Source organism: Paenibacillus silvae, assembly GCF_014639235.1.
In the GTDB taxonomy this organism is placed as follows: Bacteria; Bacillota; Bacilli; order Paenibacillales; family Paenibacillaceae; genus Paenibacillus; species Paenibacillus silvae.
Window position 1 is genome coordinate 65597 of the sequence record NZ_BMFU01000003.1, and the last position, 15587, is coordinate 81183.

18 protein-coding genes are annotated in these 15587 nt (G+C 47.3%); 3 read left to right on the plus strand and 15 right to left on the minus strand.

The annotated features are described in order from the left end of the window. Positions 1 to 6: 6 nt before the first annotated feature. The 11 genes from IEW26_RS10960 to IEW26_RS11010 all read right to left on the minus strand — a co-directional run bounded on the left by IEW26_RS10960 (position 7) and on the right by IEW26_RS11010 (position 7931). A complete protein-coding gene (locus IEW26_RS10960) occupies positions 7 to 900 on the minus strand; it encodes a 5'-3' exonuclease (RefSeq protein ID WP_188592460.1) in 894 nt (297 codons plus the stop codon). A 245-nt stretch (positions 901 to 1145) separates the two neighbouring features. Beyond that, positions 1146 to 1511, minus strand: coding sequence for an arsenate reductase family protein (locus IEW26_RS10965; protein WP_145403099.1), 366 nt, complete (start codon positions 1509 to 1511; stop codon positions 1146 to 1148). A gap of 526 nt (positions 1512 to 2037) precedes the next feature. Beyond that, positions 2038 to 3021: an RluA family pseudouridine synthase gene (locus IEW26_RS10970; RefSeq protein ID WP_188592461.1), complete on the minus strand. Its 984-nt coding sequence runs from the start codon at positions 3019 to 3021 to the stop codon at positions 2038 to 2040. Next, positions 3018 to 3593 carry a cob(I)yrinic acid a,c-diamide adenosyltransferase gene (locus IEW26_RS10975; protein WP_188592462.1) on the minus strand — a complete coding sequence of 192 codons (576 nt, stop codon included), beginning with the start codon at positions 3591 to 3593 and terminating at the stop codon, positions 3018 to 3020. Before IEW26_RS10975 ends, IEW26_RS10970 begins: the two co-directional genes overlap by 4 nt. Positions 3594 to 3678: 85 nt before the next feature. Next, positions 3679 to 4215: a bifunctional adenosylcobinamide kinase/adenosylcobinamide-phosphate guanylyltransferase gene (locus IEW26_RS10980; RefSeq protein ID WP_186322952.1), complete on the minus strand. Its 537-nt coding sequence runs from the start codon at positions 4213 to 4215 to the stop codon at positions 3679 to 3681. Between the two features lie 39 nt (positions 4216 to 4254). After that, on the minus strand, positions 4255 to 4806 hold the full coding sequence (locus IEW26_RS10985) for a type 2 periplasmic-binding domain-containing protein (RefSeq protein WP_188592463.1): 552 nt from the start codon (positions 4804 to 4806) through the stop codon (positions 4255 to 4257). Between the two features lie 163 nt (positions 4807 to 4969). Next, the gene (locus IEW26_RS10990; RefSeq protein ID WP_111272336.1) at positions 4970 to 5236 is read right to left on the minus strand and encodes an aspartyl-phosphate phosphatase Spo0E family protein; all 267 of its coding nucleotides are present in this window, start codon (positions 5234 to 5236) and stop codon (positions 4970 to 4972) included. A gap of 143 nt (positions 5237 to 5379) precedes the next feature. After that, the gene (locus IEW26_RS10995) at positions 5380 to 6594 is read right to left on the minus strand and encodes an aminotransferase class I/II-fold pyridoxal phosphate-dependent enzyme (protein WP_111272337.1); all 1215 of its coding nucleotides are present in this window, start codon (positions 6592 to 6594) and stop codon (positions 5380 to 5382) included. 13 nt (positions 6595 to 6607) lie between these two features. Next, positions 6608 to 7108, minus strand: coding sequence for an Lrp/AsnC family transcriptional regulator (locus IEW26_RS11000; RefSeq protein ID WP_110893970.1), 501 nt, complete (start codon positions 7106 to 7108; stop codon positions 6608 to 6610). A 159-nt stretch (positions 7109 to 7267) separates the two neighbouring features. After that, positions 7268 to 7651, minus strand: coding sequence for a spore coat protein (locus IEW26_RS11005; protein WP_111272338.1), 384 nt, complete (start codon positions 7649 to 7651; stop codon positions 7268 to 7270). Positions 7652 to 7697: 46 nt separating this feature from the next. After that, positions 7698 to 7931 carry a hypothetical protein gene (locus IEW26_RS11010; protein ID WP_111272339.1) on the minus strand — a complete coding sequence of 78 codons (234 nt, stop codon included), beginning with the start codon at positions 7929 to 7931 and terminating at the stop codon, positions 7698 to 7700. Positions 7932 to 8027: 96 nt separating this feature from the next. Between IEW26_RS11010 and IEW26_RS11015 the strand changes: the two genes are divergently transcribed. Beyond that, complete coding sequence (locus IEW26_RS11015) at positions 8028 to 9251, plus strand: NAD(P)/FAD-dependent oxidoreductase (RefSeq protein ID WP_188592464.1); 1224 nt, start codon at positions 8028 to 8030, stop codon at positions 9249 to 9251. Positions 9252 to 9390: 139 nt separating this feature from the next. Here the strand turns inward: IEW26_RS11015 and IEW26_RS11020 are convergent, their stop codons facing one another. The 4 genes from IEW26_RS11020 to IEW26_RS11035 form a co-directional block, all read right to left on the minus strand. Continuing rightward, positions 9391 to 10614 carry an MFS transporter gene (locus IEW26_RS11020; RefSeq protein WP_188592465.1) on the minus strand — a complete coding sequence of 408 codons (1224 nt, stop codon included), beginning with the start codon at positions 10612 to 10614 and terminating at the stop codon, positions 9391 to 9393. A 145-nt stretch (positions 10615 to 10759) separates the two neighbouring features. Then, positions 10760 to 11323 (minus strand): hypothetical protein, encoded by a 564-nt coding sequence (locus IEW26_RS11025; RefSeq protein ID WP_188592466.1) that lies wholly within the window; start codon positions 11321 to 11323, stop codon positions 10760 to 10762. A gap of 120 nt (positions 11324 to 11443) precedes the next feature. Next, entirely contained in the window at positions 11444 to 11863 is a 420-nt protein-coding gene (locus IEW26_RS11030; protein ID WP_167434099.1) for a DUF350 domain-containing protein, read from the minus strand. A 73-nt stretch (positions 11864 to 11936) separates the two neighbouring features. Then, positions 11937 to 14303: an endonuclease MutS2 gene (locus IEW26_RS11035; protein WP_188592467.1), complete on the minus strand. Its 2367-nt coding sequence runs from the start codon at positions 14301 to 14303 to the stop codon at positions 11937 to 11939. Positions 14304 to 14507: 204 nt separating this feature from the next. On the opposite strand from IEW26_RS11035, the gene IEW26_RS11040 reads away from it, so the two are divergent. Continuing rightward, a complete protein-coding gene (locus tag IEW26_RS11040; protein WP_111272344.1) occupies positions 14508 to 14867 on the plus strand; it encodes a phage holin family protein in 360 nt (119 codons plus the stop codon). A gap of 289 nt (positions 14868 to 15156) precedes the next feature. Continuing rightward, positions 15157 to 15534: a cupredoxin domain-containing protein gene (locus tag IEW26_RS11045; RefSeq protein ID WP_145403107.1), complete on the plus strand. Its 378-nt coding sequence runs from the start codon at positions 15157 to 15159 to the stop codon at positions 15532 to 15534. Positions 15535 to 15587 lie beyond the last annotated feature (53 nt).

Consider the following 15587-nt stretch of genomic DNA (forward strand, 5'->3'; position numbering starts at 1 on the left):
TGCTCGTCATCCAATTGCCACTCCCATCCAAGAGCCAAGGCTCTTCATCTCAAGTTGTTCAAACTTGTCCATCACCGTATCGGGGTCCAGACGTAATTCACAGCCTTCCAGCGTACAGGCCACCGGAACAGCACAATGAATCTCTGCCAGTTTGCGGGACAGATGAAGCATATCAAGATCACTCTCGATTTTTTTGCGTACTGAAGGGGTTAGCTGATCCAGATTGTTCAAAATGCCTTCGATCGAGCCGTACTCTTGTACCAGCTTCAAAGCCGTCTTCTCACCAATGCCTCGCACACCGGGATAATTGTCGCTGGCATCTCCCATCAACCCCTTCATGTCAATGATCTGACGCGGGGTTAATTGTTTCTCGGCCATCAGCGTTTCCGGATTGTACACCATGTAGTTGCCGTGACCTTTTTTCATAATAATAATACTCGTCCGGTCATTAATCAGCTGTAACATATCATGGTCACCGGTAAGCACCATCACATTCAGATCGGTCTCTTCGGTGTAATGCTTGGCAAGCGTGCCAATACAATCGTCTGCCTCATATCCCGCAGCACCGATATTTGGAATGTTCAGGCTGTCCATCACTTCCTTAATCAAAGCAAACTGTGGGATAAGATCATCCGGAGCTTCCGCCCGATTCCCTTTGTACGCCGCATACTCTTCACCGCGAAACGTCTTGCCTCCCATATCCCAGCAGCAGATCACATGGCTTGGTCCAAAGGTCTGAACTGCATCCCAGAAATAACGGATAAAACCATAGACTGCATTGGTTGGAAGTCCTGCCTTTGTGCGTCTGATATATCCGCTTGCAGCTGTTGCATAGTACGCACGGAACAACACTGCCATACCGTCTACCAGTAACAAAGTAGGTTCATTACGTTGATTCACTTGAATTTACTCTCTCCTTGATCTATGCAAGCTGAACAATACATCCAATATCCAGCTCCAATAGCATGTATAAAATATCGAAACTAATTCTATCATCTTGGCAGGGTTACGCCAACCCTCATTATAGCATAGTTGCACCTGCCCGGATTCAACCAAAAAAGCCCTGAATGTTGAACAATTCAAGGCTAATTTGGTATTTACTCATGGATCTCGCAATTTGCACATATCGTGATCAAAATATGGATTTATGCGTTGTTCCACTCCTGCTCAAACGTCTCTTCCTTGAAGCCAACCGTCACTCGCTCACCATCGGTTACGATAGGGCGTTTGATGAGGCGGCCGTTGGAAGCGAGCAAGCCGATCTGCTCCTCCTTGGACATGCCTGGCAGCTTGTCCTTCAGCTGCTGCTCCTTATATACTTCGCCACTGGTATTAAAAAACTTTTTCACTTCCAGTCCGCTCTGCTGGATCAATTTGGTTAACTCATCCTGTGTTGGCGGTGTATCAAAAATAGGAATCAGCTCCAGCTCATGTCCTTTGGCTTCAAGCCATTTTACCGCTTTGCGGCATGTGCCGCATTTGCTATACTGGTAAACTTTTAAGTTGGTCATGGTTAATGTTCCTCCATCCGCTAGGTAGGCTCAGGTTTCGGTCTCTCGCTTCCCTTGGTTTGCTCCGCAAATCCAAAAGTCGCTCCATCCCGATACCCTCGCCCTGCAACTTTTTTTTGTGCCAATGAGGGCTCATCGCCCTTCATTCTGCCTTTACTTTTTCAATTCAACACTGCCTGACAAGGGCATGTTGAAGCCTCTATTGCCTAGAGCCAGAACAACCTTAGATGCTTTTGAAGTCTCTTTAGCCTGCGGCGTGTCGTTCAGGGACTTTGCTTCCTGCACTCTCAAAGGCTAAAACCTTAGATGCTTTAAAGTCTCTTTAGCCTGCGGCGTGTCGTTAAGGGCTTCGCCTCCTGCACTGCAAAGGCTAAAACCTTAGATGCTTTTGAAGTCTCTTTAGCCTGCGGCGTGTCGTTAAGGGCTTCGCCTCCTGCACTGCAAAGGCTAAAACCTTAGAAGCTTCCAAGTCTCTTTAGCCTGCGGCGTGTTGTTCAGGCGCTTTTCTTCCTGAACGAAAAGAATTTTACAGCTTTTCTCGCGGGCATGCTTCGGCATCTAAACGTTTCTCCAGTTCGGCCATATCTGGCGGAAATGGCGCCTGGAACGTCATGCGTTCGCGAGAAATCGGATGCTCAAACGTCAGCTCACAGGCATGCAGTGCCTGGCGCCCGATCCATGTATCCCGTTCTTCCCGAACAAGCATCGTCTGCTCATCGACCTGATGCACAGGCAGTGTTTTATACATGCGATCACCGATCAATGGACAGCCGATGGACGTCATATGTACCCGGATCTGATGTGTCCGTCCACTTTCCAGCTTGAGACTTACCGCACTCGCTGTGCCGTCCGCCCAGCGCGTCAACGTTGTATACAGCGTTCTCGCGGCATACCCGTCAGGTGTAACGATACGGCGATGCGGCTCTTCGGGATCACGATCGATCGGACCATCAATTGCTCCCTGTTCAGGAACAGGACTGCCATGAACCAGTGCAATATATTTTTTATCCACCGTGCCTGCAATCATTTGCTCCGACACATGCTGGTGCACATAAGGATTTTTGGCAATCGCCAGCACACCGGATGTTTCCTGATCCAGTCGGTGAATCGGCCGAAAGCGGACTTTTTCACCTTTTTTCTGCCAATAATGCACCACACCATTTGCCAGCGTACCTGTGTAATGTCCATGTGTCGGATGTACGATAATGCCCGCATCCTTGTTTACAATCAGCAGATGGTCATCTTCATACAGCACGGTGAATGGAATATCCTCAGGCAAAATATCATCCGATTCCTCCTGCTCCATCCGCACCTCCACCAGATCACCTGCACTCACCTTTACACTGATGTATACCCGTTCCCCATTGAGCATGACACCCTGCTCTGTTAATTTGATTTTGGACAAAAGCTTGCGCGATACCTGCAGCCGCTTCTGAAGCACGGTCTTCAGCAGCCAGCCGTCCTCCACTTCGGTAACCCTGTAAGTAATCGGCGCGTAATACTGGCTCATTCTTTGCGGCGGAATACTTTTTTGCTCCGCACATATTCAATATCAGCAACTTGTTGTCTCGCATTGGCTGTCCGTGCCACAACAAAGAAATAATCCGACAAACGATTCAAATACCGTCGCACCGACGGGTTAATATCGGTATGCTGTCCCAGCGTAACAGTACGGCGCTCTGCACGGCGGCATACGGTACGGCAAACATGCAGTGCAGATGAGAGCTGACTCCCTCCCGGGATAATAAAACGCTCCACTTTAGGGTTCTCGGAATCATACTGATCAATCCACTGCTCCAGACGTGTGACCATCTCATCCCGTACTTTATATTTTGTTTCACTAATACGTACAAATGCCAGGTCCGATCCGCAGTCAAACAGCTCCTGCTGCACTTCCAGCAGATGCTCCCGCAGGTCCTCGAAATCCCCATTCGCCGCATCGATCAAACTAATCGCTTGACCCACAAAACAATTTAATTCATCAATCGTACCGTAAGCCTCTACCCGATCATCATCCTTGATAACCCTGCCGCCGATAACCGAAGTTTGGCCTTCATCACCGGTTCTCGTATAGATCCCCATCATAACCCCTCCAATTGTCAATTTGAGTGATCACACACATGCTGGCGCTTCTCTAACCGAACATGCTGCTTTCATCTTATCTTCCCTAATCTTCATACCGTACTTGTTGAGCCTTGAGATCAATAACAAGACCGGAAACCAGCATATACATTTGCTCCGCATGTGTCTGCAGAATCCGGTTAACCGAGGCCATTCTCGCGGCAAAAATACGTTCTTCCTCTGATGGATACAAGCTTCCATGCATCTCATTCGTGATCACCAGAATTTTGCCCTGATAGGATAGCAAGGCATCAAGCAAATGCTGCGTTTCCAGTCGTTGTTGATCAAGGTCTTCTGCTGCTCTGAAGCCAGCCGCCATCCAGGATGTCAGACTATCCACGATAACGATGCGCTGATCCGCCAGAAACAGATTGGACTCCCGATTGATCTGTGTCACAAGCTCAGCAAGCCTAAACCCGTTTCCTGCCTGAATCGCACGATAGTGAGCGGATGGCAATTCGGGAATAACGGGATCATGATCACCAGTGGACAGATAGACACCTTCCCGGCTGATTTGAGCCGCGTATTTCAGCGCAAAGCGCGTTTTTCCACTGCCTATGCCGCCTGTGACCGTAATTAACAATCCGCCCCCCCCCTTCCACATCTGCTCTGAATTAAAATCTTATTCCGTTAGTGCCTTCAGCACTTTTTTCGACTCTTCAATGTTAGCCGCTGACAAAGGAATGGTAGCGAATAAGTTGCTTGGTGCATAGTTCACATCTTTAAACATTTGCATGTCTTCCAGCGGGATGCCGTACAGATGGGTTTCCTTTTTCATGTCGGAGCCATCATCGCCCTTCCCTTTTTCGACCAGTACAGACCCTTCAAACACACCACGCTCGTATTTCTTGGCATCAAAGGTATCGTCCAGCGGAACATTCGAGCCATTCTGACCATACTGCTTCATATCATTCTCAGGCAAAATAAAGATGTCGTGGCTGCCTGCTGCATATTCAACCAATATTTTTTGTACATCGTACATAGCACTCGTAATAATCTCCACTTTAGGCTCGTCGCCGAGCTTTTTCTGCAAATTTTCCTGCAGCTGCTCAGAAATGCCCGATGGATTGCCCTGGTTATCAATGATAAACACCGTAAATCCATCCTTGCCCCCGCATCCGGCTAATAAGAAAATAAGTGAAACCATTGCCATTAGTCCCCAAAATCTCTTCATTCCAGCTCCCCCTTTAGTCTCCTATGTCCAATATATCACAATTGTTCCACGCAAAAAAATAACAGTACTGCTCCACCTTAATAACATGCTGCACAGCAAAAAGAGACCCTCTCGGATCCCCTTCTGCGACGTGATATATCGGCATATTCGTCCCAAGCGAAAATTATTTCGGTTTGATCGGATTTGCCTTCATGTATTCATTAATCTTCAAATCCAGAAGACTACTAATCTCAATAACAACATCAGATGTAAAAGACTTCTCTTGCATGAAAATCTGTTCCATCTTGCTTCGAAGCATACGAATCTCATCTTCCAAGGGAATGTTAGGCATGGATGCGTGATCAGGGTTCACCGACCATCGGTCGCCATGATCGCCTTCTGCCAGAACGTGTCCACGATTCGTCGGTAAATCATATTCAACACAAAACAAAGCTAACCCCTCCTTGAAAAAATATTTTTCCAAATATATGAAATCTTATTTCAAATTGAAATTATATCATAATATTTTGTAAAAGAAAGTATTTTTTTGGAAAAGTTCCAACTACCTTACTTGTTATGCACTTCTTATTCCCATTAACCCTCTTTTTGGACCTTGTAAACAAAATTTCCGATACGCTCCAGCGCTTCATTCAATTGGGACACTGAAGTGGCATAAGAGCAGCGTAAAAACCCTTCTCCTTGTGGTCCGAATACGTTCCCCGGTACTGCGGCCACCTTGTTCTCCGTTAGCAAGCGTTCAGCAAATAGATCTGAGCTGAGGCCTGTCTTCTGAATGCTTGGAAAAGCGTAAAATGCCCCTTGCGGTTCATGACAATCAAGTCCGATATCACGGAACCCCTGCACAATTAAACGTCTGCGCTGATTATAAGATTCCACCATGCGATCCTTCTCACCAAGACCGTTTGTCAAAGCCTCCAAGGCTGCTACCTGACCCATGGCTGGCGCACACATCACAGTGTACTGGTGAATTTTGAGCATGGCTGCAATGAGCTCGGGATGACCGCACATATAACCAATCCGCCAGCCTGTCATTGCAAATGCTTTGGAGAAACCGCTGACGAGAATGGTGCGATCCTTCATGTCAGGAATAGACGCGAAGCTGACATGTTTTTGATTATACGTCAATTCAGCGTAAATTTCGTCAGCAATGACGATCAGATCATGTTTTTTGATTACTTCTGCAATTGGCAACCAGTCCTCATACGTCATGATTGCTCCTGTCGGATTGCTTGGATAACATAAAATTACGACCTTGGATTTCGGTGTAATGCTCGCTTCCAGCGCTTCCGCTGTTACCTTGAATTGATCCTTCGCATAAGTTTCCACCCCGACCGGGATACCTCCACCGATAGATGCAATTGGCGAATATGCGACATAAGACGGTTCAGGAATCAGTATCTCATCTCCTGGAACAATCAGTGCACGCAGCGCCAGGTCGATGGCTTCGCTGCCACCTACGGTGACAATAATTTCATCCTTTGGATCATATTTGGTATCAAACTGTGTCTCCAGGTATTGACTGAGAGCCTCGCGCAGCTTAGGCATGCCTGCATTCGAAGTATAACTGGTCATGCCTCTTTCGAGTGAATATACACATGCTTCGCGCATATGCCATGGTGTTACAAAATCCGGCTCCCCTACCCCCAGCGTAATAATATCCTTGTTATCACCCACCAGATCAAAAAACTTGCGGATGCCGGATGGAGGGATCTGTTTAACCAGCGGAGCCAGATATGAGGACATTGTTTTTGTTTTGTTATTCCCGGTTGTCTGTTCATTCACTATCATGACACATCTTCCTTTACGGCGAGATCATGAGACGGTTGTCTTCCTGATGGTCTTCAAAAATAATCCCGTCCTGCTTATATTTTTTAAGAATAAAATTCGTCTTGGTTGAAAGAACCGAATCAATCGGAGACAGCTTCTCCGACACAAAATTAGCGACTTCACGCAGGTTGCCACCCTCTACTTCAACGAGCAGATCATACGCACCTGACATGAGATATACAGATTTAACTTGCGGGTATAGATAGATGCGTTCAGCGATGCCCTCGAAGCCGCGTCCGCGCTCCGGTGTAATTTGCACCTCGATCAGAGCGGTTACTTTCTCATCATCAATTTTGCTCCAGTTTACAACCGTTGCATATTTTACGATGACGTGGTCTTGTTCAAGCTGAGCTACAGCAGCTTTAATCTTATCTTCCGACTCCCCCAGCAGCGTAGAAAGCAGTGCGGGAGTCCTTCTCGCGTCTTCCTTCAGCAGATCCAGCACTTTAAGCTGCAGATCGTTCAATTCCTTCATCGTTTTCCCTCCAGCGTCATCCATGTTCCTGAAAATGAATTAATACTTATATTACATGAATTTAACGTTGATGCATAGACAAAAGACCGCCTGCCTTCAATTCAGGCAAGCGGTGGTATGGTGCATCTGAATATGTGCTTCAAACCCGTTATCTACAGGTTACATGTAATAAGGGTTGCCGTAATTCGGCTGATGCTGAGGCACATTAGGACTTTGGTTATACGGACTTCTCTGAATGTTCTTCTCCTGAACGAACTGCTGACATTTCTGTTGTGCCTGATGTGCAGATTGAAGCTGCTTGTCCAGGTCCTGGCGAGGAGCTTTGGCCGAAGCAGAATACATGTTGTTCTGCTGCATCAGGTTGAACAATTCACCCTGCAGCCTCAAGGTATCATTGGTCAGATCATTGAACATACTGCGAATCATGGGGCAGGAAGATTCAGTCGTAGCTGTTGTATATTCGCGTGAAGTTCGTCTTAGATCGGCAAGAATGGTTTTTAACAAATCCTGTTCCTGCATAAATGGACTGGTTTGATTGTACATGGTGTTTCCTCCTATGCGTTGATTGTACTGCAAGGTGTCTGTAACTTTATTGCGACTGGGAGGGTGCAAGAGACTGGTGCTGATGCAGTGCTTGAATCAACGTGTTCATGTGCTGCTCGTGAGAACGAACATATTGATTCAATGCCTGCTGGATGGCCGGATGTGTGGCAATGGAAGCTGTAGCGGCGCATTGCTTGATCAGCATCTCCTCGTTAGAGATGGAGTCGGCAATGTAATTCAATTCCTTTGGGCTGAGTGCTTGCATTTGTGAATGCTGCATGTACGTCTAACCTCCTTGATCTAAAGTTTATCCGAGCTTATTGTTACCTTGAATTGCAAAACTATACCAAATTAGATGACAAAGGAGTCGTTTGCAATGGATCTCGTTTATGGCACACCTTACTGGCCTTCTACCTACAAATCTGATGCGGAATATCCATCCTTGGATACCGATATTTCCTGTGACTGCCTGATCATTGGCGGAGGAATGGGAGGGGCACTTACTTCCAGACTACTGGCAGAACGCGGAGTGGATACAGTCGTTATCGATAAACGTAAAATTGCTCATGGAAGCAGTTCAGCCAATACCGGCTTGCTGCAATATACTAACGACAAAACGCTAACCTCATGTATTCATACATTTGGAGAAAAGAAAGGAGTGCGCTTCTACGAGCTGTGCCGAGAGGCGATGAAACAGCTCACCGAAATTGCCGGAAGGCTGGATACCGATCCGTGGTTTATCCCGCGCACCAGCTTTTGTTTTGCCAGCACTGAAGAAGATGTTGCTTTGCTTGAGGAAGAATATGAAACCCTGCAAAAATACGGATTTGAAGCCGAGCTGTGGTATGCAGATCAGATTAAAAAGCATTTTCCTTTTGAAAAACCGGCTGCGCTATACACCAAGGGGGATGCGGAAGTGAATCCATATCGCTTTGTTCAAGGGTTGTTTGAATCCGCACGTCAACATGGGGCACGCATCTACGAGCAAACGGAAATGATCCACTGTGACTATGACGACGAGGGAGTGTGGTGTCATACCTCCAATGGGAAAATAAGAGCCAAGCGAGTGGTTTATGCTGCCGGTTATGAGACACAGGAGATCAAAAAGGATCGGGCAGCCTACCTGAAATCCACGTACGCCATCACAACCAAACCACTGCCTGATCTGAGCAGCTGGCATGAACAGGCCATGATTTGGGAAACTGCACGCCCATATCTGTACATGCGTACCACGCCGGACAATCGCATTATTGTGGGTGGGCTGGATGAAGAAACACCTGATAAAGATCAACGCGAGCTTCGCGCCAGCAATCAGGGCAATGTTTTGCTTGAAGAGGTCAGATCCTATTTCCCGCTTGAAGGGCTTGATATTGATTATGCTTGGGGCGCTGTGTTTGGTAATACTCATGATGGCCTACCCCTTATTGGCACACATCCGGATTACCCTCATTCCTATTTCGTTGAAGGTTACGGGGGTAATGGCACAGTCTACAGCATGATTGCTGCTGCGCTCATTGCAGATGCCATCAACGGCAAGACCAATGAAGAAGATATGCAGCTGTTCTCTCTAACGAGAACCAGCAAGCCCTCCCCTGCTTAGTGCTGCTACCTGCTGCTAATCAGGCAAATAAACAACATATCCAGATTGAATTTGATCCTTACAGCAAATATGTAATCAAGCAAAAAGGTACGGCATCGGAACTTGTATTTTTCCTGGCCGTACCTTTTCTTGTTCATGTTCATTTTGGCTCTTTAGACACTTCCCGGGCCAACGGTTTAAGCAGCAGCTTGCGCATGAATGCCCACCCGATGAGCGGGAATGCACCAAGAGCAATGATCAGCCAGATTAATACCTGTTGAGACGGAGAATTGACCACAGTGATCATAAATATAGTCAGACCAAACAGTCTGCCACACATCAGACACAGCTCTCGTAAAACGACAAGTTCAACTCTTTTCTCTACATTTTCGCCACTTGTGCCCATCATGTCGAACCCTGCCGAGATCATCGGCAACATATATAAAGGCATCGCTATCGCACTTCCAATTCCCATAAGGAGCAGTGTTCCATAAGTCACTTTCCAGAGCAATGGAAACAGTACAACTAGCAGCAGCAAGCCGCCTGCAAACATACCTCTATATCTGTAATGCGGTTTAAACCATTTACCTGCCGCCCAATAACTGACCAGTGCCACCGCTGAGGTAATCAGCGAGAACTGTCCGAGCTTATACTCTTGTGTGGTCGCCAAATATACCAGCAGCGCAATCAGAAAAGCAAAAACACCTTCCCTGACCCCTTGAGCAAACAATCCCATTGCCAGAGTCCGCCAAGGGCTATTCGGAATGGATAACTGCCTGATCGGTTCCGACCAACGATATGTGCCGCTGACTTTTCGTTTTTTCAGAAAAAAACTGCAAATCACCGCGACGATATAGATGACAAGCGACACCGTAAAAATAAATCGGTAGCCTGTATTGTCCGACATACGTGAAATAATAAGACCGGAAAACCACGGACCGATAATGCCAGCCATCGAGCCCAGCAGCCCGACCCATCCATTAAAAAGGTCTCTGTTCTCCCGATCGGTCACTTCAAAGTACACCACATTAAATGCGATCCAGAATAGCCCCAAGGCACAGCCGAGCAGCAAGCCCAGCGGCCATATCCAGTCAACTGCCTGCTCTCCCGTCCATAACACAAGCAGATAAAATATTCCTGAACAGGCCGTGCCCAGCCTAAGCGTAGTCATTTTGTTATGCTCCTTGACCCACTTGCCAGCAAGCCAAAACGTGATGCCAATCGCCAATTGCTGACTAATTGTAAACCAGCCGATCATGGTGTAGTCCGGCCGACTCTTCCAGAGAAACACGTTCAGGAATGTGCCTGATAGCGCTCCCGCTAACGCAAACAATCCATTCACGCCCAAAAGCAGAATGGATTGTCTTCCCAAAGTAATCTTCATCTGCCCCTCCTTATCACCTGAAGCCAACAGCCAAAATCCGAACAGGCGGCTCTTGGCATTAACCTGCCCCAAGTGAAAGAAAAACATGATGAGTCTTTGGATTTGTATAAAATTAGCTTTCAAACCATACTTGGCCCTTAGACTGTTACTGTGCGCTCAGGTTCTGGATCAACCGCAGACGGTCATCCTCAGATAAACTGTACTGCACCTGGAAGCATCCGGAGCACACATAAGTCAGAACTGTAAATGGAGGTGACAATACGGAACCTTTGCCTGAAGCCGCATTGGCCATCGGAGTAAACGTATCCGGACTGGTTGCCTGTGAGCCGGCAAGAATCATAAATTCTCTGCAATTCGGACACTCCGGCACTTCCTCCTGCTGATCCAGCTGCTTCTCCACACCCTGCTCATACTGAATCAGATCATTGCCTTCGTCTGCATATTTGTTCAGCGTACGAAGATCTGGCAATTTAAGCTCGACTTCATCGCCCCATAACGAAGTCAGGTCTGAAATCTGCTCTTGCTCTGTTACGTTGTCCGTATCATAGAATACTTCATCCGCATCATCACTTTCTTCGTCACCGATGCTAATATTCAGAGTACGATAGCCTTTCAATTCATTGTGGCAATAAGGGCACTCTTCCTCTGGGCCCAGCTCTTCATCCCAAACGATCTCTGTGTGACACCAAGGGCATACTGTTGTTTCCATCGTATATCAACCTTTCTCCTTCAAATAATCACGTATTCATTACATAAATCACACCGATGGCAAAAAACACGAGTGATGCCGCAAACAAAATCCGTATCAATATTTTCATCATCGATCCCCCTAGATAATGCTTGCACCAATAACAAAGGACAATGAAACAGAAATAATCATCGATATCAAGCCGACGGCCCGGTTATCCGCTTCAATCTCCCGATCAATCGAAAATACCGGGGTTAGAAACTCGAATAAAAAATACGCCACCAGCAGCAGCACAAAGCCAACAATGGACCATGTCATTGCATCGTATACCGAGGATTTTGCCTGGATGCAAAAACGGAGTACATTGCAAATCCCGAAGATTTTGCCTCCCGTGGCCATTGCAACAGCCACGTTGCCTTTTTTGATCTCCGACCAGCATTTATACTTGGTCACCAGCTCAAAGCATGCGAGAAAAACAAGCAGCTCCATAATTGCTACCGAGAAGAAACCGAGGACCATCCCCAGCGGATGAGACAGCAGTCCGTCAATCGCTTCTTTCACGCCTCATTCTCCTTCCGAATCTGCTGTCCCGATGATCAGAACAGCAGATAGTGTTCTTTCATGTTACGGCTGGCTATTCCAGTTCAGCGACGGTTACACCATTGCCGCCTTCTCCGTAATTGCCCAATCGATAACTTTTAACATGTTTATGCTTGCGCAGGTAATCTTGAATACCTGAACGCAAAATTCCTGTTCCTTTGCCGTGAATAATGTAAACCATTCCCAAATTGGCGAGGAATGCTTCATCAATGAAGCGATCAGTCTCCATCAGCGCTTCCTCCAGGTTGGTACCGCGCAGATCCAGCTCACTTTTTACATTATCATCTCGCGTACGTTTCATGCCTGTGACCGGCTTCTGCTTCGGCTGCTTCACAGCAGGCGCTGCTTGCTGCAACTCGAGATCATCCAGCGATACCTTCATCTTCATAATGCCAAGCTGTACAACCGCATCCTTGCTGCCAGCCATCTCCACGACATGACCCTTCTGGTTGAGACTGTATACAAGCACTTCATCCCCTGGCCCAATGGCACGAGCTTTGGGAGCGGCTGATTTTTTGACCGTTTTTCTGCGCTTCTCTGGTTCAGCCTCATCCAGCTGTTTGCGTGCAGCGATCAACTTGTGCTCCTTGACAGACGCACCCTCTTCCATCGCAAGCTGCCGCAGATCAGCAATGATTTTCTCAGCTTCTGCACGAGCCTTGTCTACGATGCTGCGAGCATCCTCCTCTGCCTTTTCAATCCGGCGGTCACGCTGCTGCTCCAGCTTCTCCAACTCGGCCTGATGGCGGCTGCGTAATTTCTCCATATCCTGACGAAGGGCTTCCGCTTTCTCGCGTTCTTGTTCAGCGGTAAGTCGATTTTCCTCGAGGGAAGCGATCATATGCTCAATCCGTTGATCCTCTTCCTTCACTTCACCACGCGCATAATCGAGAATATATCCTGGCAACCCGAGGCGCTCCGCGATTGCAAAAGCGTTACTGCGTCCAGGTACACCGACCAAAAGGCGATATGTTGGACTAAGTGTATTGATATCAAATTCCATGCTTGCATTAATGACACCTTTACGCTCATAGGCGTAAGCCTTCAGCTCGCTGTAGTGAGTTGTTGCAACCATCCGGCAACCAGTCCGGTGCATATGCTCCAGCATTGAGATCGCGAGTGCAGACCCTTCTGCGGGATCCGTCCCTGCCCCAAGCTCGTCCAGCAGGACGAGACTTTTCGGCGTCATATTTTTCAGAATACGAATAATGTTGGTCATATGGCTGGAAAATGTACTTAGACTCTGTTCGATGCTCTGCTCATCACCAATATCGGCATAGATGGCATCAAACACACAGAGCTGGCTGCCATCCTCGGCTGGTACAAACAGTCCTGACATGGCCATCAGGCTTAATAAGCCGATCGTTTTCAGTGTTACCGTTTTACCGCCCGTATTCGGACCCGTCACGATAATAGAAGTGTAGTCATTCCCCAGCTCTACATCAATCGGAACGACATGCTCAATCGGGATAAGCGGATGCCGTCCCTTTTTCAGCTTGAGGAATCCTCTGTCGTTCATTCGAGGAAGCGTTGCTTTCAGTTCACGAGCCAGACGTGCTTTGGCAAAAATAAAATCAAGAGATGCCAGCAAATCGACATCATACAACAACCATTCGCCCTGCTCACTGACAAGTGCCGTCAATTTCTGCAAAATGATCTCGATTTCGCGTTCTTCCCGAATCCGGGTCTCGCGTAATTTGTTATTCATCGCTACGATGGATTCCGGCTCAATGAAAAGTGTGGCTCCTGAACCTGATTGGTCATGCACGATACCACCGAAGTAAGAGCGGTACTCTGCTTTAACCGGAATGACAAAACGATCTCCCCGAATCGTAATAAGCTGGTCCTGCAGCATTTTGGAAACGGTAGACGAGCGAATCATGGAATCCAGCTTCTCACGAATGCGAGCTTCTCCCCCGCGCAGCTCACGGCGAATCTGTGCCAGCGTCACACTTGCCGTATCTGCAACCTCTGCATTGTCGTCGATACATATGCGGATCGCATCCTCCAGATCCTTTTGCTCAGACAGCTGATCGCTGATATAAAAGAGTGATTCAATCGGTTCATCCTCATGAAGTGCTGCAATCTGACGTTTCAAACGTCTGGCCGCATGCGTTGTATTGGAGATGCCCAGAAGCTCATGCGGGTTCAGAGTGCCTCCAATTTCAGCACGTTTCACGGAAGCTGTAATGTCCACAATTCCGCCGAAGGACGGTGAGCCTTTCAACCGATCAAAGGTAAACGCTTCGTCCGTTTGCTGAAGCAAACGTTTTACTTCCTCCAGTTCACTAATCGGCTCAAGCTGCTCCGCTTTCTTCTTGCCCATTGATGTTTGAGCGAAGCCAAGCAATGTATTTAAAATTTTGCGATATTCCAGTGTGTGTAAAATTTTCGTATCCAAGTTTACAACTCCTTCCAAACTATATTTGTATTATAACGAAAGAACCTGTGCTGCGCTATTTAACGAATCCTTCCACACATAAGTTTGTTTGTAAAGCAGCAAACTACGATGGTCAGGATTGTCTATACAATTCAAAAGCCCAATCACAGCAGCACAATTTGAATTCAATTAGTCAATCCAATCTGATACAAAGGAGGTAACCCCATGAATTTTCTGGGCCACGTCGTACGATTTATTATTGCCGCCATTGTACTGATGGTTGTGAGCTGGATCGTTCCCGGCTTCGCCGTCGGCGGTTTCTGGAGCGCGCTTATGCTTGCTCTTGTTATCGCTTTGCTTGGCTGGATCGTTGAAGGCATCTTTGGCAAAAGGGTCAATCCCTTCGGCAGAGGCATTGTCGGCTTCATCGTCAGCGCACTGGTTATCTGGCTAGGCCAGTATGTCGTTGATCACGTTCATGTCAGCCTGCTCGGTGCCATTCTTGCTGCTTTGGTTATCGGGATTATCGATCTCTTCATTCCGGTGTCCACCCCGTTTGATGCCGGACGCAGCTCCAAGAGTTAAACACAGTGCATGTGCCGACCTGGCTCTAGCAAGGCTCATAAACCTCTGAAGGCTTTCCAGCCTGAAGAGGTTTTTCTGTTTCCCTTCTATTTATAGCCTGCTTGCAGTCTATCTATAGTCAATACATAACCTTTTTCACAATCTGGTCCATGCCAGTCCCACTCGTCTGCTTGTCAATCAATTTTCGAAAAAACGACATACCCGACATGTACAGGCATTGTTCAATTGCGGTATGATGACTTCAGGAATGATTCAAATTTTATCCATATTACACGTGAGGAGGCACATTATGAAGAAAGGTATGGCTTGGCTTGCTGCCTGTATGTTAATCCTTGTTCTGGCTGCATGCGGAAACGCTAACGACTCAAACTCTCAAGCATCCGAGCCGGAAGTGGCAGCCAGTGAACAACTGGTCATCAAGGCAAGCAACTACGAGTTCGATCAACCTGAATACCGGATCAAAAAAGGCGTTCCGGTCAAAATTGTGTATGAAAATGTGAACGGAAATCACGGGTTACTTGTGCCAGAATTGAATCTGCAGCTGGACACGCAGAAAAACTCCAAAGTGATTACCCCTGACAAAGCTGGTGAATTCGAAATGTCCTGCTCCGTTTTTTGCGGCTCGGGTCACAGCAGCATGATCTCCAAAATTATTGTTGAGGAATAACATTCAATACAAGGAGCCCCCGCAGCGACGGGGGCTCTTCCTGTATTATAACA

Bases quoted from the DNA above. Each gene is read 5' to 3' on its own strand.
- IEW26_RS10970 (WP_188592461.1), bottom strand. From the start codon at position 3,021: ATGAGCCAGTATTACGCGCCGATTACTTACAGGGTTACCGAAGTGGAG.
- IEW26_RS10985 (WP_188592463.1), bottom strand. From the start codon at position 4,806: ATGAAGAGATTTTGGGGACTAATGGCAATGGTTTCACTTATTTTCTTA.
- IEW26_RS11010 (WP_111272339.1), bottom strand. From the start codon at position 7,931: ATGCAGCATTCACAAATGCAAGCACTCAGCCCAAAGGAATTGAATTAC.
- IEW26_RS11040 (WP_111272344.1), top strand. From the start codon at position 14,508: ATGAATTTTCTGGGCCACGTCGTACGATTTATTATTGCCGCCATTGTA.
- IEW26_RS11005 (WP_111272338.1), bottom strand. From the start codon at position 7,651: ATGTACAATCAAACCAGTCCATTTATGCAGGAACAGGATTTGTTAAAA.
- IEW26_RS11000 (WP_110893970.1), bottom strand. From the start codon at position 7,108: ATGAAGGAATTGAACGATCTGCAGCTTAAAGTGCTGGATCTGCTGAAG.
- IEW26_RS10975 (WP_188592462.1), bottom strand. From the start codon at position 3,593: ATGGGGATCTATACGAGAACCGGTGATGAAGGCCAAACTTCGGTTATC.
- IEW26_RS10965 (WP_145403099.1), bottom strand. From the start codon at position 1,511: ATGACCAACTTAAAAGTTTACCAGTATAGCAAATGCGGCACATGCCGC.
- IEW26_RS11015 (WP_188592464.1), top strand. From the start codon at position 8,028: ATGGATCTCGTTTATGGCACACCTTACTGGCCTTCTACCTACAAATCT.
- IEW26_RS11020 (WP_188592465.1), bottom strand. From the start codon at position 10,614: ATGAAGATTACTTTGGGAAGACAATCCATTCTGCTTTTGGGCGTGAAT.
- IEW26_RS11045 (WP_145403107.1), top strand. From the start codon at position 15,157: ATGAAGAAAGGTATGGCTTGGCTTGCTGCCTGTATGTTAATCCTTGTT.
- IEW26_RS10995 (WP_111272337.1), bottom strand. From the start codon at position 6,594: ATGATAGTGAATGAACAGACAACCGGGAATAACAAAACAAAAACAATG.
- IEW26_RS11025 (WP_188592466.1), bottom strand. From the start codon at position 11,323: ATGGAAACAACAGTATGCCCTTGGTGTCACACAGAGATCGTTTGGGAT.